This window comes from Zobellia russellii (assembly GCF_044597075.1).
Classification (GTDB): Bacteria; Bacteroidota; Bacteroidia; order Flavobacteriales; family Flavobacteriaceae; genus Zobellia; species Zobellia russellii.
Genome location: NZ_CP139000.1, coordinates 708,186 through 729,286, shown reverse-complemented (window position 1 = coordinate 729,286; position 21,101 = coordinate 708,186). Strand labels below are relative to the sequence as shown.

The following is a 21,101-nucleotide window of genomic DNA, read 5'->3' as shown; positions in this document are numbered from 1 at the left end:
GTTTCTTTTTAAGCTATAACAAATTAAAGGGAAGGACTCATGCCTTCCCCTTAAAAGTATATCTTATGTAAGCATGCCGCCATCTACATTCAGTACCTGACCGGTAACATAGGCCGAAAGGTCTGAAGCAAAAAACAGACACGCATTTGCAATATCTTCAGGAGAGCCACCTCTTTTTAGTGGAATACCATCTCGCCAGCCCTGAACCACTTTTTCATCCAGCTTATCCGTCATTTCGGTTTCGATGAATCCAGGCGCAATAGCGTTACATCTAATATTTCTGGAACCTAACTCCAAAGCAACGGATTTAGTAAACCCGATCATACCTGCTTTTGAAGCCGCATAATTGGTCTGTCCGGCATTTCCTTTAACACCAACCACACTACTCATATTTACAATACTTCCTTTACGCTGCTTCAACATGGTACGTTGAACCGCCTTGGTCATATTGAAAACGGACTTTAAGTTAATCTCTATAACACTATCAAAATCAGCTTCTGACATACGCATAAGCAAGTTATCCTTGGTTATGCCCGCATTGTTGATCAAAATGTCAATTCCTCCAAAATCTTCCAGAACTCCGGCTACCAATTGCTCTGCCGCTTCAAAGCTTGCCGCATTACTTTTGTACGCCTTGGCTTTTACCCCTAGACCGGACAATTCTTTCTCAAGTGCCAAAGCAGGCGCTTCACTTGAACTGTACGTAAAAGCTACATTGGCCCCGTTTTCAGCAAAAACTCGGGCAATACCAGTACCAATTCCTCTACTGGCACCCGTGATAATGGCATTTTTTCCTTCTAACAATTTCATCCTCTATATAGATTTGCTTTGTTCTACTTCAAATATAAGTTTTGTTTTATAAAAGGGCTATAAAAAAATCCCGTTTCCGATAAGTCGAAAACGGGATTCTTATATCCTTAAGGGAATTAACCCATAACTTCTTTTACTTTCACACCAATTTCTGCTGGAGAATCCACAACATGAATTCCATGCTCCCTCATAATCTTCTTTTTTGCCTGAGCTGTATCATCGCTTCCGCCAACAATAGCACCTGCGTGACCCATAGTTCTACCCGCTGGAGCAGTTTCACCGGCAATAAATCCTACAACTGGTTTTTTACTACCACTTGCCTTGTACCATTTAGCCGCGTCCGCTTCTAATTGACCACCAATCTCACCGATCATTACAACACACTCAGTCTCTGGATCATTTATTAAAAGCTCAACCGCTTCTTTGGTTGTAGTTCCAATAATAGGATCTCCGCCAATACCAATAGCTGTAGTAATACCTAAACCTTGGCGAACTACCTGATCCGCAGCTTCATAAGTTAACGTACCTGATTTAGATACAATACCAACATTTCCTTTTTTGAAAACAAAGCCTGGCATGATACCTACTTTAGCCTCCTCTGGAGTAATTACACCAGGACAGTTAGGACCAACCAAACGGCAATCCATATTTTTAATATAGTTAGAAGCCTTTACCATATCGGCAACAGGAATACCTTCTGTAATAGTAATGATTACTTTAATACCTGCACTAGCAGCCTCCATGATAGCGTCAGCAGCAAAAGCGGGCGGCACAAAAATAATTGTAGTATCTGCACCTACTTTCTCCACAGCTTCTTCAACCGTGTTAAAAACAGGTCTTCCCAAATGTTCTTGACCACCTTTTCCAGGGGTTACACCACCAACAACATTGGTACCGTACTCTATCATTTGTTCTGCGTGAAAAGTACCTTCACTACCTGTAAATCCCTGAACAATTATCTTGGAATCTTTATTGACTAAAACGCTCATATACTCTCTAGTTTATTTTAATGTGACAAAAATATAGGTTTACAAATGAAATCTGAACTTAGACTGCATATTATTCTTCTAATTTTTTTAGAATGGACGGAATTTTTTTAACATAAGCCAATTGTTTTAGCTTTTCTCGCGATTCTTCAATGGGTGTACCAAAATAACTCTTACCGCCAGCAACGGATTTAGTCACTCCTGTTTGCCCCATAATTACCGCCTTTTTTCCTATGGTAATCCCACTATTGGTACCAACTTGGCCCCAAAGCGTAACTTCATCTTCTATGACTACACAACCCGCAATTCCGGTTTGTGAAGCAATTAGACACTTTTCACCTATTACGGTATCGTGCCCAACATGTACTTGATTGTCTAATTTTGTTCCCTTTTTTATAGTAGTATCACCGGTTACACCTTTATCAATAGTGCAAAGCGCACCAATATCAACGTTATCCTCAATAACTACTCTTCCGCAGGAAATTAGTTTATCAAACCCTTCTGGACGGTTTTTATAGTAAAAGGCGTCCCCTCCCAAAACTGAACCTGAATGAATACTAACATTATCCCCAATTACGCAATTATCATATAAACAGACATTGGCATGAATTAAACAGTTCTTGCCAATTTTTACATTGTTACCTATAAATACGTTGGGCTGAATAATGGTTCCCTCTCCTATTTCTGCCGAAACCGCAACCGATGCAGTTGCTCTTTCAAACGGTCTAAAATGTACCGAAAGCTTATTGAAGTCGCGAAAAGGGTCATTAGAAATCAAAAGGGCTTTTCCTTCAGGACAATCCACCTTCTTGTTTATCAAAACAATAGTAGCCTTTGAAGTTAAAGCCTTATCGTAATATTTAGGGTGGTCTACAAAAACAATATCCCCATTCTCAACTACATGAATTTCGTTCATGCCCAAAACCTGAAAATCGTCTGCACCCACATATTCACAATTAATTATGGAGGCAATAGTCTTTAGGCGCTGAGGATTTGGAAATTTCAAAGGAGCAAAGTATCAGTTAGTATTTTTAAAATCGATATAAATCAGTAATGAATAGCGCTTATTCCTTAACGCGCTCCATATACGTACCTTTATCCGTTTCTATTTTTATTTTATCACCCTCGTTGATAAACAATGGCACATTTACCTCTGCTCCGGTTTCAACCTTAGCTGGCTTGGTTGCATTGGTAGCCGTATTTCCTTTTACTCCTGGCTCCGTATACGTTACCTCTAGAACAACACTAGCGGGCATTTCTACGGATAAAGGCATACTATCTTCCGTATTGAAAAGAATTTTTACAACCTCACCTTCTTTCAATAATCCTGGAGCATCTAATGCGCTTTCCTGAAGCGTTATTTGGTTGTAATCATCCGTATTCATGAAATGATAGGTTTCACCCTCAGGATACAAAAACTGGTAAGAACGTGTCTCTACACGAACATCCTCAATTTTATGACCTGCTGAAAACGTATTATCCAAAACTTTTCCAGTGGAAATACTCTTCAATTTGGTACGAACAAAAGCAGGACCTTTACCTGGTTTAACGTGTAAAAATTCAATGATTTTGTATATATCGTTATTGTAGCGAATACATAGTCCTTTTCTAATATCTGATGTTGATGCCATTTCTAGTTTGCTATTTATTGTGTGATTTTATCAATGGTAGCTCTTTTATAAACAACTGAACTACGCACCTTAAAAACCTTAATTAATTATTGCTGAAATATCCTTTCATAATACCACGTTGGGAATCTCTAATAAACTGAAGAATCTCATCCCTTTCCGGAGTAGCTTCCATTTCAGCCTCTATGATTTGAGTGGCCTGTGAATTGTTATAATGCTTTTGGTAAAGAATACGATAGATATTCTGTATTTCCCTAATTTTCTCCGATTGAAAACCACGTCTTCGTAAGCCCACAGAATTGATACCCACGTAAGAAAGAGGTTCACGTGCCGCTTTTACAAAAGGAGGCACATCTTTTCTTACCAACGAACCACCTGTTACAAACGCATGTTGACCCACTGATACAAATTGATGTACGGCAACCAAACCGGCAAGAATTACATTGTCTCCAATAGTAACATGCCCCGCAAGGGTAGAATTATTGGAAAAAATACAGTTGTCACCCACAATACAATCATGAGCAATATGACAATAGGCCATAATCAAACAATTCTCACCAATTACGGTTTTGTTACGGTCAGAAGTACCTTTGTGAATGGTTGCACACTCCCTAATAGTAGTGTTGTTACCAATGGTAACTATGGTATCTTCTCCATTATATTTTAAATCCTGCGGTGGAGCGGAAATAACGGCACCGGGAAAAATGTTGCAATTTTTTCCAATGCGGGCTCCTTCCATTATGGTTACGTTAGAACCGATCCAAGTACCATCACCTATTGTTACGTTGTTATGAATTGTAGTAAACGGTTCTACTACAACATTTTTAGCAATTTTTGCGCCCGGGTGAATATAGGCAAGAGGTTGATTCATTCTATTTCTTTTTAGCTATTTGTGCCATTAATTCTGCTTCGCACACTAATTTATTATTTGCGTAAGCATAGGCTTGCATGTGACAGATACCTCTTCTAATTGGCGTAATAAGGCTACAGTGAAAAGTTAACGTATCTCCCGGAAGTACTTTCTGCTTGAATTTAACATTGTCCATTTTCATGAAAAAGGTCAAATAATTTTCTGGATCCGGAACCGTACTCAAAACCAGAATACCACCCGTTTGAGCCATGGCTTCAACTTGTAAAACACCAGGCATTACAGGCGCTCCTGGGAAGTGACCAACAAAGAAATTTTCGTTCATGGTCACGTTTTTCATTCCCACAACATGGGTGTCGGATAATTCCAAGATACGATCAATCAACAAAAATGGAGGTCTATGCGGAAGCATATCCATAATTTGATGAATATCCATCAAAGGAGGTTGATTTAAATCATATTGAGGAACTTTATTACGTTTCTCTAATTTTATGATTTTTGAAATTTTCTTGGCAAACTGGGTATTTACATAATGACCAGGCTTATTGGCAATAATTTTACCTCTGATCCTTGTTCCTGCCAAAGCAATATCACCAATTACGTCCAATAATTTATGGCGTGCGGCTTCATTTGGTTGGTGCAAAGTAAGATTGTCCAAAATACCATTAGGTTTAACAGAAAGCTTTTTCTTATCAAAAGCTTTTTCTAGTTTTTTCATGGTTTCTTCGGAAATCTCCTTATCTACATATACAATAGCATTATTAAGGTCTCCACCTTTAATAAGTCCGTTTTCCAAAAGCATTTCTAACTCGTGAAGAAAACTGAATGTACGTGCTTCGGATATTTCACTTTTAAAGTCTGATAAGCACTCCAAAGTTGCATTTTGAGTACCCAAAACCTTGGTTCCAAAATCTACCATAGTAGTTACTTGATATTCCTCCGATGGTATCACAGTAATCTCACTACCAGTTGCTTCATCCTTAAAAGAGATAACATCCTTTACAATATACTCTTCGCGTTCCGCATTTTGCTCTTCAATACCGGCTTCTTCAATAGCTTGAACAAAATATTTAGAAGAACCGTCCATAATTGGAGGTTCCGGAGCATCTAATTCAATAAGTACGTTATCTACCTCCAAGCCCACGAAAGCTGCCAAAACATGTTCCGAAGTCTGGATTTTAACCCCTCTTTTTTCTAAGTTGGTCCCTCGTTGCGTATTGATTACGTAATTGGCGTCTGCCTCAATAATCGGTTCACCTTCTAGGTCTACTCTTTTAAATGCGTACCCGTGATTTTCTGGTGCGGGAACAAATTTCATGGTTACCTCGGCACCGGTATGAAGACCAACGCCCTTTAGAATAACCTCTTTTTTAATGGTTCTCTGTTTCATTCTTGTATTGATCGCTGTAGTTTTTTTCCAGTTCGTCAATTCTATTTAAAATCTTCGGTAAATTCTTGAAGTAAACGTACGATTTGTTATAATCACCGTAGTTCAGGGCAGGAGACCCTTGCAACACTTCATTGCTCTTAATATTCCGGCCGATTCCCGATTGTGCTTGTATTTTTACATTATCACCAATGGTGATATGACCTACAATACCAACTTGACCACCAATCATACATCGTCTTCCAATCTTGGTTGACCCAGCAATTCCGGTTTGAGCGGCTATAACGGTATGCTCCCCTATTTCAACATTATGTGCAATCTGAATCTGATTATCCAGCTTCACCCCTCTCCTTAATATGGTAGAACCTAGTGTTGCCCTATCTATAGTAGTTCCCGCACCTACATCAACATTATCTTCTAGGATAACATTACCGGTTTGCGGTACTTTTTGATACTCTCCATTTTTATCCGGACTAAAACCGAATCCGTCCGCACCAATAACAACACCGCTATTGATTACGCAATTATTCCCTATTACCGTTTCCGAATAAATCTTAGCTCCCGCAAAAATGCTTACGTTATTACCTATGGAAACATTATCGCCAATATATACGTTAGGGTGAATCTTTACATTATCACCTATAGTAACATTATTTCCTATATAAGAAAAAGCTCCAAGGTAAAAGTCGCTACCGTACGTAAGCGTTTCGGATTTAAATACGGGTTCTTCTATACCAGTCTTATTGTTCTTTACCTGATTGTAGAATTCCAATATTTTTGAAAACGCTTCGTAAGCATCGTCTACCTTAATAAGGTTAGTCAATAACTCATGCTCAGGAACAAAATCCCTATTTACTATTGTAATGGACGCTTTTGTCGTATAAATATGGGAAGTATATTTTGGGTTGGCTAAAAAAGTCAGGGCTCCTTCTTCGCCCTCCTCTATTTTGGCCAATTTATGAACGGTAACCTCTGGATTTCCTTGTAGTTCACCTTCTAAAATACCTGCAATTTGACCTGCTGTAAATACCATGAGCACAAAAGTAAGAAAAATAGTTAAACAGAATCTTTGGGATAACAGATATAATATTTTGTAACCGTTTTTGAAAGCGCTTTTAGATTCAACTGATCTGAAGCCTTGGCTACATCTATCAACCTCCTGTTCTTCTTTAATATATTGATGTTCTGATGATGACGATCATACGCCTTGTTCTCAATCTTCCCTTTAAACACAAAATATGCGGTTTCTTGGTCTGAAAGGTTATATTTTTCCTTTATCCGTGTGGAATGCTTTTTAAAAATACTACTATCAACAGGACTGTTCTTAAGTTTCACTTTCAAAAACCGACGGTTTATAAGCATCTCACAAAGCTTGGACAACACAAAATCTGGGTGGTCTTGCCATGATTTTATAGCGGCCAGCACATCTACATCGTCCAATTTAGAAAAGGTGTTCAGAATTTCCGCATCAAAATCCTGTTTTTCAATTCGGTTCTCCATAAAAAAACGAAGGGCATCACTACAGACCACAACCTGTCCCCCATGCATAATCTCTTTTGCACGCTTAAGAATACGTATCAACAATTGCTCGGCTACGATTCCCGTTTTATGCAAATACACTTGCCAGTACATAAACCTTCTGGCCATTAGAAATTTTTCAACAGAATAAATCCCCTTTTCTTCAACTACAAGATTACCGTCAACCACATTGAGCATGGTAATTAATCGTTCGGAATTAATATTACCCTCGGCAACCCCTGTATAAAAACTATCCCTTTTAAGATAATCTAAACGGTCCATATCCAATTGACTTGAGACTAACTGATTCAAGAAGCGTTTTTCATATTGTCCCTTAAAAATAGAAATGGCAAGCGTTAATCTTCCGTTAAAGATTTCATTAAGAGCCTCCATAAACCGCAAAGAAATGTGTTCGTGATCTGTACTTTCTACAATACTATGCTCCATAGCATGAGAAAAAGGACCGTGCCCTATATCATGCAAAAGAATAGCGATGCACAAACCTTCTTCCTCCGCCGCACTAACCTCTACCCCTTTATACTTAAGAACTTGCAAAGCCTTCTGCATTAAATGCATTGACCCCAGAGCATGATGAAAACGCGTATGATGAGCCCCAGGATATACCAAATAAGATAACCCCATTTGAGAAATACGTCTCAGACGCTGAAAATAAGGATGTCCGATCAAGTCAAATATTAGTCCGTTGGGAATAGTAATAAATCCGTAAATTGGATCATTAAAAATTTTCAATTTTCTAGAGTTTATCAAAATGAGGATTGCTTTGCAGTGTTCACGGCGGTAAAGTTAGTTAAAAGACAAAGTAATAAACTGGGTAAATTAATTTTTTGAGTCCTATTTCTTTAGTTGAAAGCTATTTTACACCATTTAAAATTGAAATAACAGACCTATTAAATGAATAAAATTACCATATTATGGGTAGATGATGAAATAGACCTACTCAAACCACATATTATATTTTTACAAGGAAAAGGGTATGATGTAATCACTAGCCAAAGCGGACAAGAAGCATTGGAAGAATTACAACAAACCAGGGTGGATATTGTTTTTCTAGATGAAAATATGCCCGGCATATCTGGCCTTGAAACTTTAGGGGAAATAAAAGTATTGGACTCCTCCATTCCTGTGGTAATGATCACCAAAAGTGAGGAAGAGTTTATTATGGAAGAAGCTATTGGCTCCAAAATTGCCGATTATCTTATTAAACCCGTAAACCCTAATCAAATTCTATTATCACTAAAAAAGAATTTAGATCACTCACGCCTAGTTTCAGAAAAAACAACATCCAACTATCAACAAGAATTTAGAAAAATTGCCATGGACCTCTCTATGGTGAATTCAGTTGAGGAATGGGTAGACCTTTACAAACGATTAATCTATTGGGAACTACGCTTAGAAGATATTGAGGACAGTAGTATGTTCGAGATACTGGAATCCCAAAAAACCGAAGCAAATAACCATTTTGGGAAATTTGTAGATAGAAATTATCAAAATTGGTTTGAGGGTAACGGGCCTGTTCTCTCCCACACTTTATTCAAGGAACTTGTTCAACCAGAACTAAAAGATTCGCGCACGTTGCTTCTTGTTATAGACAACCTACGTTATGACCAATGGTATGCGTTTGAGGACACCGTAAGTTCCTTCTATAAAAAGAATAAGGAGGAATCTTATTTTAGTATCCTGCCCACCGCAACGCAATACGCCCGTAACGCCATTTTTTCCGGTCTAACCCCAATGGCAATGGAAAAAAAATATCCTCAGTGGTGGAAAAACGATACGGACGAGGGAGGCAAAAACCTTCACGAAGCAGATTTTTTAGGTGAGCAGATTAAACGACTAGGGTTAAATTTAAAGTGGGAATACCATAAAATAAGTACACTTAAACAAGGTAAAAACCTGTGCCAAAATTTTAAATCCCAGAAAGACAACGACCTAACTGTACTGGTGTATAATTTTGTGGATATGATTTCCCATTCAAAAACAGAAATGGAAGTCATTAAAGAATTAGCCAGCAACGACAAAGCCTACAGGTCCCTCACCCAAAGCTGGTTTAAAAACTCTCCGTTATTAGAAATAATTCAACAGGCCCAACAAATGGGCATGAAGTTGATTATTACCACAGACCATGGTACAATTAACGTAAAGCAACCATCAAAAGTCATAGGAGATAAAGAAACCAGCCTTAACCTAAGATACAAAACAGGAAGAAGCCTTACGTATGAAGAAAAGGATGTTCTGGCCGCCAAAGACCCCGCTCACATACATTTGCCACGTATTAATATGAGTAGTTCGTTTATATTCGCGAAGAATGACCTTTTCTTTGCCTATCCCAATAACTACAACCATTATGTGAGCTATTACCGGAACACCTACCAACATGGAGGAATTTCTTTAGAAGAAATGATTATTCCGTTTGTAGTTTTGTCACCAAAATAGTTTAGTAAAGATTATGAATATCACTTACACCGAAAATGAGATAAAAAATGTTGCCGCAACGGTTATTGAAAAAGCAACGGACAAAGTACTTCTTTTTGACGCCCCTATGGGAGCAGGAAAAACTACATTGATAAAGGCCATTGCCAATCAGCTTGGTGCCGCCGATGCCGGAAACAGCCCAACCTTTGGCATTGTTAACGAATATGAAAATACTGAAGGAGAATTATTGGCCTACCATTTTGATTTTTATCGTCTGAACAATGAACTTGAAGCCTTGGACATGGGTTTGGAAGATTATTTACATCAAGATGTGTGGGTTTTTATTGAATGGCCCGAAAAAATCTCCTCTTTCCTTCCTGAAAACAGCACCCAAATACACATTGAAATACTAGACCCAAATACACGACTTTTGAAAATTTCTTAAACAAATCTTACCATTGGTCGAAAACATCGTTTTTCGTACAACTTTATTGTACGAAACTTGTTAAATTGGCTAAAGTGTAAAATAAATCGGACAAATTGCTTAGCCTTAACATTTAAAAACGTACATTGGCGAGTTTTTTCTCTTACTTTTGCGCTATAACTAATTAATCTTTAATAACTTAAAACCCCTGAAAATGAAAAAATTAGTATTTGGACTTTTAGCATGCGCATCTCTTTTAGCCGTTTCTTGTGAATCTAGTGATGTTGCTTCTGATGATTCAGTTTATGAAGAAGGCGTAGACAGAAGTAAAATTACCACAACCAACAGAAAATCAGTAGACAGAAGTAAGATTACCACAACAAATAGAAAATCTGTAGACAGAAGCAAGATTACCGTATCTAACAGACAATCTGTAGACAGAAGTAAAATCACCACATCGAACAGAAAAAAATAGAAATAAAATAAAAAATGTTTTTTTTAAAAGGGTAATCAATAAATTACCCTTTTTTTCGTTACCCCATATATAGGAATTGATGCTTCAATGAAAAAGTCCCCTGAAAATAAAAAAATAAGAGTACGATTTATTGTTGAATCTGTCGTTATTTTTTTCATTGCCGCTTCTCCATTTATTTTCAAGCTTCACGAATACCTTCCTACTGACCCCGAAGCAACAATAAATTTATTCGGACTTACTGTTGACCGAAACGGGTTTGCAAACTTAAACACCTATGCATGGTTCCTACTTGGAAAAACAGTCCCCCTTGCTTTGTTATTTATTTGGTTTTTAACGTGTAAACATTGGTGGTATCATATAATTCTGATACCCTTATTAATGTACGCTTTTCAAATTTTTGAGGTTTTTTATACAGACGACACATATATTGATACAAGAAATATTTTATGGCTACTTCCCGTTTGTATGGTGGTTATACCATTAGTTTATTTTATTCGAATTAAACTCTATGACAAATATGTACACGGCATAGACCTAGAAGCCATGGAGGCAGAACTAACGGCCTTAAAGAAAAAGCAAGCCGCTCGATCAGACAATAAAAAACTAGATAAATTTATTTCATCTGAAACTGCAAATAATTCTTCTTCCGATTACCAATCTACACCGGATGCAGCAGACCCTAAATTATCCACGGGAAGTATGGAATCCACTTTTAAGCAAGTGCAGAACCGAGTAAACAATTGGCTTCACTTAAAATTTTAATTTCGGACTAAATTTGCAGGATTGTAAAGCGACTTATCACTTAAAATTCATCAAAATATCGTATTTTTACTGTTAATCGCGTGTTACACGATTAGACGTAAAAACTATGAACCAACCTTCTTCTCCTTTTAGCAAACAGCAATTGCTTCCACAAGAGGAAACCCTAGAAGTTCTTCGCCAAAAGGGCGAACTTTTTATAGGAATCCCAAAAGAGAACCAGTATCAAGAACAACGTGTTTGTCTTACCCCAGATGCGGTTAACGCCATAACCTCTAACGGGCACAGGGTCCTAATTGAGTCAGGTGCTGGGGACGGCGCTAATTATACAGATTTAGAATACACAAATGCTGGTGGAGAAATAACCCGCGATACAAAAAAGGTTTTTTCCTGCCCACTTTTATTGAAAGTGGAACCACCTACTCTATCGGAAATTGAAATGATGAACCCACAAGCTACCATCATTTCTGCTTTACAAATTAAAACACAAAGCAAGGCCTATTTTGAAAAAATGGCCAAAAAACGAATTACCGCCATAGCTTTTGAATACATTCGTGATGAAGATGGCAAATATCCAGCCGTACGATCACTGAGTGAAATAGCGGGTATATCTTCAGTTCTGATAGCCTCAGAAATAATGGCAGCCACCAATGACGGTAACGGACTCATGTTTGGAAATATAAGTGGCGTACCCCCAGTAGAAGTAGTTATAATTGGAGCAGGCACCGTTGGTGAATTTGCCGCGCGGTCTGCATTAGGACTTGGTGCCAATGTCAAAATTTTTGATAATTCAATTTCAAAATTGCGTAGCATCCAATCCAAATTACGACAAACAGTATACACATCTACCATTCAGCCTAAGAACCTGTTAAAGTCATTAAAAAGATGTGATGTAGCCATTGGTGCTACACGCGGTAAGGACCGCTCGCCTGTGGTCGTTACCAGCTCCATGGTAGAGCATATGAAAAAAGGCGCGGTTATTATTGACGTAAGTATTGATATGGGCGGATGCTTTGAAACCAGTTCCGTAACTACCCACAACAAACCCACTATTGAGAAATTTGGAGTAATCCACTATGGGGTGCCTAACATTCCTTCTCGCTATCCAAAAACGGCAACACTTTCTATCAGTAATATTTTCACTCCTTATTTGCTTGAATTAGGAGAAAATGGCGGATTGGAGAATTCACTACGGTTTGATAAAGGACTAAGAAACGGACTTTACATGTACCACGGGATATTAACCAATAAATCCGTTGGCGAATGGTTTGATTTACAGTATAGTGACATCAACTTTTTAATTTTTTAAAGACTTTTTGAACATACACAAAGCATAGACCCCATAAATAGACGGTTTATTGCTATTTTTGCCACCGTTTTAAGAAGTAGTGATAATTTAAATTCACAATTTAACTTAAGACACAGGACACTAACCTCAGCAATAGCAAACCATGGATTTTTTAAAACGTTTAGGTTTTTACCTCATTGGACTATCAATCGGAATTGTTTTCTTAACGTTTTTTCTGAAGAAAAAATCAAAAGAAACAGGTACGGAATTTTGCTATTTTCCCAACTGCAGGACCCTAAAGGACATTCGCTCCAAGCCAATGTCTTATTCTGATGACGTAAGCCGTTTATTTAGCGAAAAACAAATAGATACAGTAGACATCGCCAACATCTTAAGAAACGGCGATGTAGATTTTTCCAATAGCCAAACAAAGACTACACCCTGCAAAACATATATTATTGAAGGTACAATACAGGATAAAGAAGCAGTTCTAAAAATCAGAAATTGCAAAGAGAAAGCTCTTTTAGAATCTATTTCATATTAAAAAAGAACGCCCAAAACTACTTTTCCAGGCACTATAAAACTTAAATTTTTCTTCGTTGCCGCTCCTTTTTAAGCAGGGATAATTCTCTTGTAGTCTGCCCTGCCACCGAAGTATTTTCTTCCGCACGACGAATTAAATAAGGCATTACATCCCGCACAGGGCCAAAAGGCAAATACTTGGCTACGTTATAATTTTGATCGGCTAGATTAAAGGAAATGTGATCACTCATACCGTACAACTGCCCAAACCATACCCTGTTATCATTATTTGCAATGGCTTTTTCTGCCATAAGTTCCATCAGCTTATAAGAACTTTCTTCGTTATGGGTGCCAGCAAAAATGGAAACAGTATCTAAGTGATTCAACATATAAGCAACGGCGTTATCAAAGTTTTCATCCGTTTCTTGCTTTGAACTGCATATTGGGGATTTATAACCTTTTTCTTCGGCCCTATCATTCTCCTTTTCCATATAGGCACCACGAACCACTTTCATTCCTATTCTAAAATCATCGTTATTAGCTCGTTGCTGAAGTTGTTTCAAATAGTCCAATCTATCCCAACGGTACATTTGTAATGTATTGAATACAATGGCTTTCTTCTTATTATACTTACGCATCATATCCTCCACAAGCTGGTCAGCAGCATCCTGCATCCAACTTTCCTCTGCATCTATAAGCAAGGAAACATCCAAATCATGTGCTTTTTTACACGTTTTATCAAAACGGCCCACTACCCTTTGCCACTCTTCTTCCTCTTTATCGGTCAATTCTTTACCCTCGCTGCGTTTTTGAAAAAGAGCAAACCTACCATAACCCGAAGGCTTGAATACCGCAAAAGGAATAGCATCTTTCTCCTTAACGAAATCCAGAACTTTTAAAATCATTGCCATAGCGTCATCAAAAGGATCTTCCGTGTCCTTACCCTCCACAGAATAGTCCAGAACGGAGCATACATTTTTAGTGTACATCCGATCCACGACCGGCATACAATCCTTCTCATTAACACCTCCGCAGAAATGGTCAAACACAGTTGCCCTTATCAACCCCTCCACAGGAAGATGCGCTTTAATGGCAAAATTTGTCATTGCTGTTCCAATACGAACAAGGGGTTCGTTGGCAATCATACGGAACAAAAAATAAGCACGCTCCAACTCAGAGTCGGTTTTCAAAGCAAAAGCAGTTGCGGTATCTTCAAAAATTCGTTTCATTTATTGTGATTTCTAGCGGGACCAAATATAAAGACAGAAATTGTATTCTTTAGATAAAAAATATGCTTTATTTTGCACATCAGTCGTTAAAAAACTTCGCTTTAGCGGAATAAAAAATCACCTATTAATGCAGTCTATAACAACTTCTTCCTACGCCGTACATTTTAATCAAAGAGCTTACGACGCACTCAATGCTCACTTATCCGGCAAGGCGTATTCCAAAATCTTTATTCTTGTAGACGAAAACACGCACGAACATTGCTTGCCGTCATTTATGACCCAAATACAGGGCGATTATAATTTTGAGATTATTGAGATTGAATCTGGTGAAGAAAACAAAAACATAGACACCTGTACAGGCGTATGGGAAGCCCTGAGCGAACTTGATGGTGACCGGAAAAGTCTCGTCATTAACCTAGGTGGTGGGGTCCTAACCGATTTAGGAGGCTTTGTTGCATCTACTTTTAAGAGAGGTATAGATTTTATAAATGTACCCACAACCTTACTCTCTATGGTTGACGCTTCCGTGGGAGGAAAAACAGGGGTTGACCTTGGTCCATTAAAAAATCAGATCGGAGTAATCAACCAACCCGAAATGGTACTGATAGTAACCAGTTTCTTAAAAACTTTGGAAGAAAGGCAGTTGCGCAGTGGTTTTGCAGAAATGCTTAAACATGGACTTATCCAAAACAAAAGCTACTGGGAAGCACTTAAAAAAGTTACCAACTTTTTAAATATTGATGATTTAATATACGATTCCGTTGTTATTAAAAACGAAGTGGTACTACAAGACCCTACGGAGCAACATTTACGAAAAATATTGAACTACGGACATACATTGGGCCACGCCATTGAGTCTTACTTCTTGGAAAGCAAAGTACATAAGACCCTTTTGCACGGCGAAGCTATAGGTGTAGGTATGATTCTTGAAGCTTACCTTTCCAAAAGTCTTTTAGGGCTTTCGGACGAAGAATTAGCAGACATTAAGATTACATTCCTTTCTCATTACGAAAAGGTAACCTTCTCCAAAGAAGACATAAAAACCATCTTATCTTTATTGAAGTTCGATAAGAAAAATTCACATGGCAACATTAATTTTGTGTTGATATCTGCAATTGGAGAGCCGGATATAGACATTACCATTCCTGATGAATTATATGAAGATGCTTTTGCATACTACGCTGAACAATAGCTACATATACTAATTCTCCTTATTTGACAACTCTTTAAGGAATTCATCGTAAAAAATACATAGTTTAGGTTAAGATTTATAAACCAAATCAAAAACCTCCTGAAATAAATCAGGATAAAACCAACCTACTATGTTACGAAAATTAGTTGACTACAAGAAGTTAGACCACGAACTCGCCTCATTGCTAATAGAAACCTACTCAGACGGTTATGGTGATGATGACATTATTATCTTCAAAAACCTTAAAGGCGAAACAATTGAAGCTGTAGAATTAAGAACCAATGACACTATCTATTTGGTCAAAATAAGCAAGAGCTTGTCTAATTTTATAGCAAATTTTGAAGAAAACATGGAAAAGGAACTAGATACGGATTCCCAGCCCATTTTAGAAGAAGCAGGAAACTTAGATTACGAATCCAACAACGAAACGGAATTTGAATCAGAGGACCAAGATTAACCTCTATTTTTACAAAAGATAACGCTCCCGTAAAATATTACGGTGGTGCTTTTGGTGCCCACAAATAACAAAACCTAACACAGCCACATTCCATGGCAGGTTACTAGCTACACCTGTTTTTTGTAGCGTTTCCGGAGCAAAGCTTTTATAGAGGGTAATAGTGGATTTTCTCACCGCTATATATTCTTCTATAAGACTATTCTTTGAACGCGCTTCCGCATTGGAATTTGACGCATAAATGTTTTCATCAAAACCTGGAAGGGCCGTTTCATCCCCTCTTGAAAACCGCAAGGCACGATACTGAAAAACTCGTTCCGAGTCTATAATATGTAATAACACTTGAGCAACCGTCCACTTATTTACCTCATATGCATGAGATAATTTGTTTTCAGAAATACTTTTAATAAAATCAGGAAAGTTCTGAAGTTGCCTCTCCAACATATCCAACAACTCTACCTCCCCCAGTACATCAATATAGGTTTTATAAAAAGGGATGGGGTCTACCAGTTTAAGCTCCGAAGTTTTCATAGGCTATAAAATAAAAATTCCTGAGAAGAATAACCGCCCAGGAATTTAGATTACTGTTTAAAGCGGTTCGTTACAATTCGTTAAAAATTGTATGCATTAACCTCTTCTTATCATTAATACTTTCCTCTAGTGAAATCATAGTTTCCGTACGACTGATTCCATCTATATCATCTATTCTAAAAATAATGTTTTTAGCGTGATTGGTATCTTTAGCCCTAATTTTACAGAAAATATTAAATTTTCCAGTGGTAATATGTGCCACGGTAACATTTGGAATCTGCTCCAAACGCTCTAACACAAATTTTGTCTGGTGTGTTTTCTCCAAAAATATACCAACGTAAGCAATAAAGGCGTAACCAAGTTTTACATAGTCTAATGTAAGTGATGATCCTTTTATGATACCTGCCTCTTCCATTTTCTTAACACGAACATGAACTGTTCCTGCCGAAATCAAGAGTTTTTTTGCTATATCTGTAAATGGAGTTCTGGTGTTATCAATTAACATATCCAGAATCTGGTGATCAATTTCGTCTAACTTTACTTTTCCCATTGTGGCTGTGTTTTCGGCAAAAATAAAAAATTAAGAAATAATACGCATTAAAAGTTATGTTTTTTTAACAAAAACGTAAAGATTCAATGATTTTAAAAAATAATGCTCAAAAAAATTAATCTTTAATCAACTGATAAAAAGACTGTTGCCTTAACTTATCTAAATCTGCCTTATCAATACAATTGTATGTTTCATGGCCAAAAAAGGCATCAAGATTACCTTTTTTTTCAATTCTAGGCTCAAACTCAATAGTATTCTCTCTTAAAACTTCTTTATAAAGCACTCCAATACCATCTCCATTTTCTAATTCTGAATCAAGTTCTTGAGCATTCCCTATTAACACATCAAAATAAAGCTTTCCGTTTTCTGGAATTTTAAAATAGTCATCTTGCTCATATTCATTAATTGTATCTTGCGCAATAGTAGTTACTGCAGTTGCAATGGCTTGAAAAATATAAGCCCTAGTCTGCTCTCTTTCATAATCCTTAGGAAAATGTCCTGATTCAAATAATATGGTAGGTACGTTTAACATCTGAAAACTATCCCCAACACAATTCGCATTAAATCCATCATCATACCTCCCCACCTGGTTCGGAATCATTTTTTGCAAAACCGTATTCATGGCAACAATCAATTGCATACTAATTCCCCGCGTTTTTGAAATACTTCTTTCGGGATCATGAGCAGGAGCCAAAAATGATACGGTAGCCGGTTTAGAGGTTTCGCCTACATTAAATATGGTACGTTGATCATGAAGGTTAAAACAATAATCTGGTTTAAACTCATCAAAAACATTTCTCAATATCACACTTTCCGGCTGGGTCCTATCTTGGGCATCCCTATTCAAATCAATCTCATTTGCATTTACCCGTGTATAGACTGCAGCACCATCAGGGTTCAACATTGGAATAATTAAGAGTGTACATTTTTCCAAAATCTCCTGAGCCAAAACCGACTTTCCGTTTAGGAAATTAACGAAATCCAAAACGGCTTTTGTGGTTGTAGATTCGTTTCCGTGCATTTGCGACCACATAAATATTTTTACAGAACCGTTCCCAAGTTGAAGACTTTTTATCTTACGTTTTTGAACGGACTCACCAATTGTTTTCACCAACAAATTTTCCCTGTTCTTTTCCAAGAACTCTAGAATTTGCTCATTAATTACATATCGCCCGCTAACGGATTTTTCCTTTACAAAACTATATTCATCTTTTAAAATGCTCATTTGACTTTTAAATTTGGATACAAAAATAACTCCTTAATAATTTACAATTGTAATCTTAAAAATACACATTTGTAAACATTATATTTAAAGTATTCCTAGCTGAAGTATACAAATGTAACCTGAAAATATACTTAAAATCAACATGCTTCTGAATATAGTGTTAAAATATTACTAATCAGCTGTTTATATGTATTCATGTAAACAAAAAAGTGCATCTTAAGTTATGTTATTTGCTATTTTTAATGTGGTTTTAGCAACTTTTAGCTATTTTTACGGTAATATAAATTACAATGGTAAACACTTCTGATTTTATTGGGCGTCTTGAGCATCTTTTAAAGTATTACGGACTTTCCGCATCTAGTTTTGCCGATAAAATTAACGTACAACGCTCTAGCATTTCCCATCTGTTATCCGGCAGAAACAAACCGAGTTTAGATTTTGTACTTAAGGTGGTGAATGTTTTTCCGGATGTAAACTTATATTGGCTACTGAATGGAAAAGGCTCTTTTCCAACGGATGCAGAACCCCCCCCCGCCAAAACCAAAGCACTGCCAAAAGCAAATCCGACACCTAATACTTTACCCATAAAACCAACAGGCAACCCTAAAAAGACTATTGAAAAAATTGTTATTTTTTATTCGGATGGAAGTTTTGAAGCCTATAACAATGAATAGACTTTAATTCTTTATTTTTGTTGGGATGATACAGAAACTATTCCCCATACTTTTAATCCTTATCCTTACGGCTTCTTGCTACAATCCAGAAAGAAATTGCTCCGATTTTAAGGACGGTAAATACGCCTTTACAACCACTATAGATGGAGAGGAAAAGACAACCATTTTTCTTCGCAACGGTGATTTAGAGATTGATTACTTTGAAGGCAAGGCAGATTCAGCATTCGTTAGATGGATAAACGATTGCGAATACATTGTAAAGAAAATCAATCCAAAGAACAAGTCCGAAGAGCAATCCGTTCACATGAAGATATTATCTACTACGGATGACTCGTACACATTTGAATTTAATATTGTGGGAGACAGCAAGCGCTCCAGAGGCACTGCTACAAGGACAGAGTAATACAATTTTATTCTTTACGCAGAGACAGGCAAAAAGAGTGTTTTACAAAAATACACTTCACCTCGAAAGAAAAAGCTATAAAAACAGTCAATTTAAAGCCTTTTCCGAGAGTGAATCATTATTTTGAACACAGAGCCTTGTTTAGTAAAATTTATTGTCATAAGCGAAGCCTTAGAGGTGAAACCATAAAAAAAGCCGACATTTTAAAGTCGGCAATTTTATTATTCTGATTTATCTTAGTTAGGTCTACTATACGCAACCTCTGGACTCTTCTTCTGGTGTTGCTTAAACAGTCGCTGTTGTTGTTTAACTGTAAGGGTACTACCATCCGGGCTCCAGCCAGGAGGGCCAAAAATATACATAAGTTTATGCGAAAATTTCTTAGCCTTCTTTACATCTGCCCAAATATCCTTAAACTCATGAGTTAAAATCACAAGAGGGTTGTATGATTTTGGAGCGTGAATTACTCCAAATTTAACCTCTACATCATCATCCAACTCTTTCCAAGTCCCGAATATCTTATCAAATATATTCAAAAACCCTCCGTGGTTCTTGTCCAAATACTCCACATTCTGAGAATGGTGCACTTGGTGCATGGTGTGTGTATTGAAAATCTTTTCTACCCATCCCATTTTAGGAACATATTGCGAATGCAATTGAAACTGCCAAAAAGACTCTATGGCCAAAGCAAAGATTACAACTTCCACCGGAAAACCAATTGCAGGCATCCACATATAAAAGAAAGGCTTGTACAAAAGCGTAAACCAACCATTACGAATGGCAGTACCTAGATTAAAATGGTCCGAGGAATGATGTACAATATGCGCGGCCCACAAAATTCTTATCTCATGATTTGCCCTGTGGAACCAGTAGTACGTAAAATCATCGGCCAATTGACAAAGTAAAAACACATACCACGCATACCCAAAAGACTCATATCCCATAATATTGGTACGAACACCATCTACTATAGGATTAAAAAACTCGTAAGTGTATGTAAAAACGGTTATAAGCACCGTAATCTTAATAAGGGGACCTAAAATTGCCGAACCAATACCCATTGCTCCACTAGCCATAAAATCTTTCCACACATAAAGATCTTTGTCTCCATGGGTGTGACTGTAAGTGATTTCCAGCAATATAAACGCTATAAAGCAGGGTACTCCATAAATTAGGGGGTTCGTTAAATCCATTTTAAAACAATTTTTTGCAAAGATAGCATTAATAAGACCTAATCTACATTCTGATTATTTTTTAAAGCTATGACGGTATAGTGAATACACATGCAGTGGTTAAAATCCTATTACTTTTTCTTATTTTGAAGCAAAGCGTTCTGCTCTTGCATAAGCTTTTCCAAACTAGCTAGTAACTGTATATTTTTAGGGGTTTCAACTTCTTTGTTTTCAGGGTCTTCCGCCTTTGACTTAAACCTATGAAACCCTTTTATTACAACAAATATGGTAAGCGCTATTATCAAAAAATCTATTAAAACTTCTAGCATTTCCCCGTAACCCACAGCAACTTCCTGCGCTTCTCCAACAGCTTCCCTAAGAATATATTTTTTATCCCTGAGGTTAACATCATCCGTCAAAAGAGATAAAGGAGGCATGATAATCTTTTTGACCAACGTATTAATGACATTGTTGAACGCGGTACCAATAATAATCCCGACAGCCATGTCAATCATATTACCTTTTATGGCAAAATTTTTAAATTCCTGTATAAAGTTTCCCATACTAGACAAT

General features: G+C 37.2%; 24 protein-coding genes. 10 read left to right on the top strand and 14 right to left on the bottom strand.

Annotation, left to right across the window (positions count from 1 at the left end):
• Positions 1-63: 63 nt before the first annotated feature.
• From fabG to SJY45_RS02940, 8 genes are all read right to left on the bottom strand, one after another.
• A complete protein-coding gene (gene fabG, locus SJY45_RS02975) occupies positions 64-810 on the bottom strand; it encodes a 3-oxoacyl-[acyl-carrier-protein] reductase (protein WP_215442105.1) in 747 nt (248 codons plus the stop codon).
• Positions 811-926: 116 nt separating this feature from the next.
• Complete coding sequence (gene sucD, locus SJY45_RS02970; RefSeq protein ID WP_215442104.1) at positions 927-1,799, bottom strand: succinate--CoA ligase subunit alpha; 873 nt, start codon at positions 1,797-1,799, stop codon at positions 927-929.
• 70 nt (positions 1,800-1,869) lie between these two features.
• Positions 1,870-2,802: a UDP-3-O-(3-hydroxymyristoyl)glucosamine N-acyltransferase gene (locus SJY45_RS02965; RefSeq protein WP_400073208.1), complete on the bottom strand. Its 933-nt coding sequence runs from the start codon at positions 2,800-2,802 to the stop codon at positions 1,870-1,872.
• 58 nt (positions 2,803-2,860) lie between these two features.
• Entirely contained in the window at positions 2,861-3,427 is a 567-nt protein-coding gene (gene efp / locus SJY45_RS02960) for an elongation factor P (RefSeq protein WP_215442102.1), read from the bottom strand.
• An 82-nt stretch (positions 3,428-3,509) separates the two neighbouring features.
• Entirely contained in the window at positions 3,510-4,295 is a 786-nt protein-coding gene (gene lpxA, locus SJY45_RS02955) for an acyl-ACP--UDP-N-acetylglucosamine O-acyltransferase (protein WP_215442101.1), read from the bottom strand.
• Position 4,296: 1 nt separating this feature from the next.
• Positions 4,297-5,682 (bottom strand): bifunctional UDP-3-O-[3-hydroxymyristoyl] N-acetylglucosamine deacetylase/3-hydroxyacyl-ACP dehydratase, encoded by a 1,386-nt coding sequence (locus tag SJY45_RS02950; RefSeq protein ID WP_400073207.1) that lies wholly within the window; start codon positions 5,680-5,682, stop codon positions 4,297-4,299.
• The gene (gene lpxD, locus SJY45_RS02945) at positions 5,663-6,712 is read right to left on the bottom strand and encodes a UDP-3-O-(3-hydroxymyristoyl)glucosamine N-acyltransferase (protein ID WP_400073206.1); all 1,050 of its coding nucleotides are present in this window, start codon (positions 6,710-6,712) and stop codon (positions 5,663-5,665) included. Before lpxD ends, SJY45_RS02950 begins: the two co-directional genes overlap by 20 nt.
• Positions 6,713-6,735: 23 nt before the next feature.
• Positions 6,736-7,965 carry an HD domain-containing protein gene (locus SJY45_RS02940; protein WP_400073205.1) on the bottom strand — a complete coding sequence of 410 codons (1,230 nt, stop codon included), beginning with the start codon at positions 7,963-7,965 and terminating at the stop codon, positions 6,736-6,738.
• Positions 7,966-8,109: 144 nt separating this feature from the next.
• Here SJY45_RS02940 and SJY45_RS02935 point away from each other — a divergent pair, with 144 nt between their 5' ends.
• The 6 genes from SJY45_RS02935 to SJY45_RS02910 all read left to right on the top strand — a co-directional run bounded on the left by SJY45_RS02935 (position 8,110) and on the right by SJY45_RS02910 (position 13,120).
• Entirely contained in the window at positions 8,110-9,651 is a 1,542-nt protein-coding gene (locus SJY45_RS02935) for a PglZ domain-containing protein (RefSeq protein WP_400073204.1), read from the top strand.
• A gap of 13 nt (positions 9,652-9,664) precedes the next feature.
• Entirely contained in the window at positions 9,665-10,075 is a 411-nt protein-coding gene (gene tsaE, locus SJY45_RS02930) for a tRNA (adenosine(37)-N6)-threonylcarbamoyltransferase complex ATPase subunit type 1 TsaE (protein WP_400073203.1), read from the top strand.
• Positions 10,076-10,268: 193 nt separating this feature from the next.
• Positions 10,269-10,529 (top strand): hypothetical protein, encoded by a 261-nt coding sequence (locus SJY45_RS02925; protein ID WP_215442095.1) that lies wholly within the window; start codon positions 10,269-10,271, stop codon positions 10,527-10,529.
• A gap of 378 nt (positions 10,530-10,907) precedes the next feature.
• The gene (locus SJY45_RS02920; RefSeq protein ID WP_400073202.1) at positions 10,908-11,291 is read left to right on the top strand and encodes a hypothetical protein; all 384 of its coding nucleotides are present in this window, start codon (positions 10,908-10,910) and stop codon (positions 11,289-11,291) included.
• A 106-nt stretch (positions 11,292-11,397) separates the two neighbouring features.
• The gene (locus SJY45_RS02915; RefSeq protein WP_215442093.1) at positions 11,398-12,597 is read left to right on the top strand and encodes an alanine dehydrogenase; all 1,200 of its coding nucleotides are present in this window, start codon (positions 11,398-11,400) and stop codon (positions 12,595-12,597) included.
• 142 nt (positions 12,598-12,739) lie between these two features.
• Positions 12,740-13,120 (top strand): DUF4258 domain-containing protein, encoded by a 381-nt coding sequence (locus SJY45_RS02910; protein WP_400073201.1) that lies wholly within the window; start codon positions 12,740-12,742, stop codon positions 13,118-13,120.
• A 40-nt stretch (positions 13,121-13,160) separates the two neighbouring features.
• On the opposite strand, the gene SJY45_RS02905 is transcribed toward SJY45_RS02910, so the two are convergent.
• Positions 13,161-14,327, bottom strand: a complete 1,167-nt coding sequence (locus SJY45_RS02905) for a proline dehydrogenase family protein (protein ID WP_400073200.1) — start codon at positions 14,325-14,327, stop codon at positions 13,161-13,163.
• A 127-nt stretch (positions 14,328-14,454) separates the two neighbouring features.
• On the opposite strand from SJY45_RS02905, the gene aroB reads away from it, so the two are divergent.
• The gene (gene aroB / locus SJY45_RS02900) at positions 14,455-15,519 is read left to right on the top strand and encodes a 3-dehydroquinate synthase (protein WP_400073199.1); all 1,065 of its coding nucleotides are present in this window, start codon (positions 14,455-14,457) and stop codon (positions 15,517-15,519) included.
• A gap of 130 nt (positions 15,520-15,649) precedes the next feature.
• Positions 15,650-15,976: a hypothetical protein gene (locus tag SJY45_RS02895; RefSeq protein ID WP_215911907.1), complete on the top strand. Its 327-nt coding sequence runs from the start codon at positions 15,650-15,652 to the stop codon at positions 15,974-15,976.
• Positions 15,977-15,985: 9 nt separating this feature from the next.
• Here SJY45_RS02895 and SJY45_RS02890 read toward each other — a convergent pair whose 3' ends face one another.
• The 3 genes from SJY45_RS02890 to SJY45_RS02880 form a co-directional block, all read right to left on the bottom strand.
• Positions 15,986-16,504: a DinB family protein gene (locus tag SJY45_RS02890; RefSeq protein ID WP_400073198.1), complete on the bottom strand. Its 519-nt coding sequence runs from the start codon at positions 16,502-16,504 to the stop codon at positions 15,986-15,988.
• A gap of 70 nt (positions 16,505-16,574) precedes the next feature.
• Entirely contained in the window at positions 16,575-17,054 is a 480-nt protein-coding gene (locus tag SJY45_RS02885; RefSeq protein ID WP_013995861.1) for an Lrp/AsnC family transcriptional regulator, read from the bottom strand.
• A 115-nt stretch (positions 17,055-17,169) separates the two neighbouring features.
• Entirely contained in the window at positions 17,170-18,279 is a 1,110-nt protein-coding gene (locus SJY45_RS02880; protein WP_400073197.1) for a M14 metallopeptidase family protein, read from the bottom strand.
• A 290-nt stretch (positions 18,280-18,569) separates the two neighbouring features.
• On the opposite strand from SJY45_RS02880, the gene SJY45_RS02875 reads away from it, so the two are divergent.
• Together SJY45_RS02875 and SJY45_RS02870 are read left to right on the top strand one after the other, a co-directional pair.
• Positions 18,570-18,953, top strand: coding sequence for a helix-turn-helix domain-containing protein (locus tag SJY45_RS02875; RefSeq protein ID WP_400073196.1), 384 nt, complete (start codon positions 18,570-18,572; stop codon positions 18,951-18,953).
• Between the two features lie 25 nt (positions 18,954-18,978).
• Positions 18,979-19,356 carry a DNA topoisomerase IV gene (locus tag SJY45_RS02870; RefSeq protein WP_400073195.1) on the top strand — a complete coding sequence of 126 codons (378 nt, stop codon included), beginning with the start codon at positions 18,979-18,981 and terminating at the stop codon, positions 19,354-19,356.
• A 236-nt stretch (positions 19,357-19,592) separates the two neighbouring features.
• Here SJY45_RS02870 and SJY45_RS02865 read toward each other — a convergent pair whose 3' ends face one another.
• Together SJY45_RS02865 and mscL are read right to left on the bottom strand one after the other, a co-directional pair.
• Positions 19,593-20,549 (bottom strand): sterol desaturase family protein, encoded by a 957-nt coding sequence (locus SJY45_RS02865; RefSeq protein ID WP_289042252.1) that lies wholly within the window; start codon positions 20,547-20,549, stop codon positions 19,593-19,595.
• A gap of 110 nt (positions 20,550-20,659) precedes the next feature.
• Complete coding sequence (gene mscL, locus SJY45_RS02860) at positions 20,660-21,091, bottom strand: large conductance mechanosensitive channel protein MscL (RefSeq protein ID WP_215442083.1); 432 nt, start codon at positions 21,089-21,091, stop codon at positions 20,660-20,662.
• Between the last annotated feature and the right edge of the window lie 10 nt (positions 21,092-21,101).

What these genes read in the sequence shown, in the direction of transcription:
- fabG (WP_215442105.1), bottom strand. Translation starts at nt 810, where the DNA reads ATGAAATTGTTAGAAGGAAAAAATGCCATTATCACGGGTGCCAGTAGA.
- sucD (WP_215442104.1), bottom strand. Translation starts at nt 1,799, where the DNA reads ATGAGCGTTTTAGTCAATAAAGATTCCAAGATAATTGTTCAGGGATTT.
- efp (WP_215442102.1), bottom strand. Translation starts at nt 3,427, where the DNA reads ATGGCATCAACATCAGATATTAGAAAAGGACTATGTATTCGCTACAAT.
- lpxA (WP_215442101.1), bottom strand. Translation starts at nt 4,295, where the DNA reads ATGAATCAACCTCTTGCCTATATTCACCCGGGCGCAAAAATTGCTAAA.
- SJY45_RS02950 (WP_400073207.1), bottom strand. Translation starts at nt 5,682, where the DNA reads ATGAAACAGAGAACCATTAAAAAAGAGGTTATTCTAAAGGGCGTTGGT.
- lpxD (WP_400073206.1), bottom strand. Translation starts at nt 6,712, where the DNA reads ATGGTATTTACAGCAGGTCAAATTGCAGGTATTTTAGAAGGTGAACTA.
- SJY45_RS02935 (WP_400073204.1), top strand. Translation starts at nt 8,110, where the DNA reads ATGAATAAAATTACCATATTATGGGTAGATGATGAAATAGACCTACTC.
- tsaE (WP_400073203.1), top strand. Translation starts at nt 9,665, where the DNA reads ATGAATATCACTTACACCGAAAATGAGATAAAAAATGTTGCCGCAACG.
- SJY45_RS02925 (WP_215442095.1), top strand. Translation starts at nt 10,269, where the DNA reads ATGAAAAAATTAGTATTTGGACTTTTAGCATGCGCATCTCTTTTAGCC.
- SJY45_RS02920 (WP_400073202.1), top strand. Translation starts at nt 10,908, where the DNA reads ATGTACGCTTTTCAAATTTTTGAGGTTTTTTATACAGACGACACATAT.
- SJY45_RS02915 (WP_215442093.1), top strand. Translation starts at nt 11,398, where the DNA reads ATGAACCAACCTTCTTCTCCTTTTAGCAAACAGCAATTGCTTCCACAA.
- SJY45_RS02910 (WP_400073201.1), top strand. Translation starts at nt 12,740, where the DNA reads ATGGATTTTTTAAAACGTTTAGGTTTTTACCTCATTGGACTATCAATC.
- SJY45_RS02905 (WP_400073200.1), bottom strand. Translation starts at nt 14,327, where the DNA reads ATGAAACGAATTTTTGAAGATACCGCAACTGCTTTTGCTTTGAAAACC.
- aroB (WP_400073199.1), top strand. Translation starts at nt 14,455, where the DNA reads ATGCAGTCTATAACAACTTCTTCCTACGCCGTACATTTTAATCAAAGA.
- SJY45_RS02895 (WP_215911907.1), top strand. Translation starts at nt 15,650, where the DNA reads ATGTTACGAAAATTAGTTGACTACAAGAAGTTAGACCACGAACTCGCC.
- SJY45_RS02890 (WP_400073198.1), bottom strand. Translation starts at nt 16,504, where the DNA reads ATGAAAACTTCGGAGCTTAAACTGGTAGACCCCATCCCTTTTTATAAA.
- SJY45_RS02885 (WP_013995861.1), bottom strand. Translation starts at nt 17,054, where the DNA reads ATGGGAAAAGTAAAGTTAGACGAAATTGATCACCAGATTCTGGATATG.
- SJY45_RS02880 (WP_400073197.1), bottom strand. Translation starts at nt 18,279, where the DNA reads ATGAGCATTTTAAAAGATGAATATAGTTTTGTAAAGGAAAAATCCGTT.
- SJY45_RS02875 (WP_400073196.1), top strand. Translation starts at nt 18,570, where the DNA reads ATGGTAAACACTTCTGATTTTATTGGGCGTCTTGAGCATCTTTTAAAG.
- SJY45_RS02870 (WP_400073195.1), top strand. Translation starts at nt 18,979, where the DNA reads ATGATACAGAAACTATTCCCCATACTTTTAATCCTTATCCTTACGGCT.
- SJY45_RS02865 (WP_289042252.1), bottom strand. Translation starts at nt 20,549, where the DNA reads ATGGATTTAACGAACCCCCTAATTTATGGAGTACCCTGCTTTATAGCG.
- mscL (WP_215442083.1), bottom strand. Translation starts at nt 21,091, where the DNA reads ATGGGAAACTTTATACAGGAATTTAAAAATTTTGCCATAAAAGGTAAT.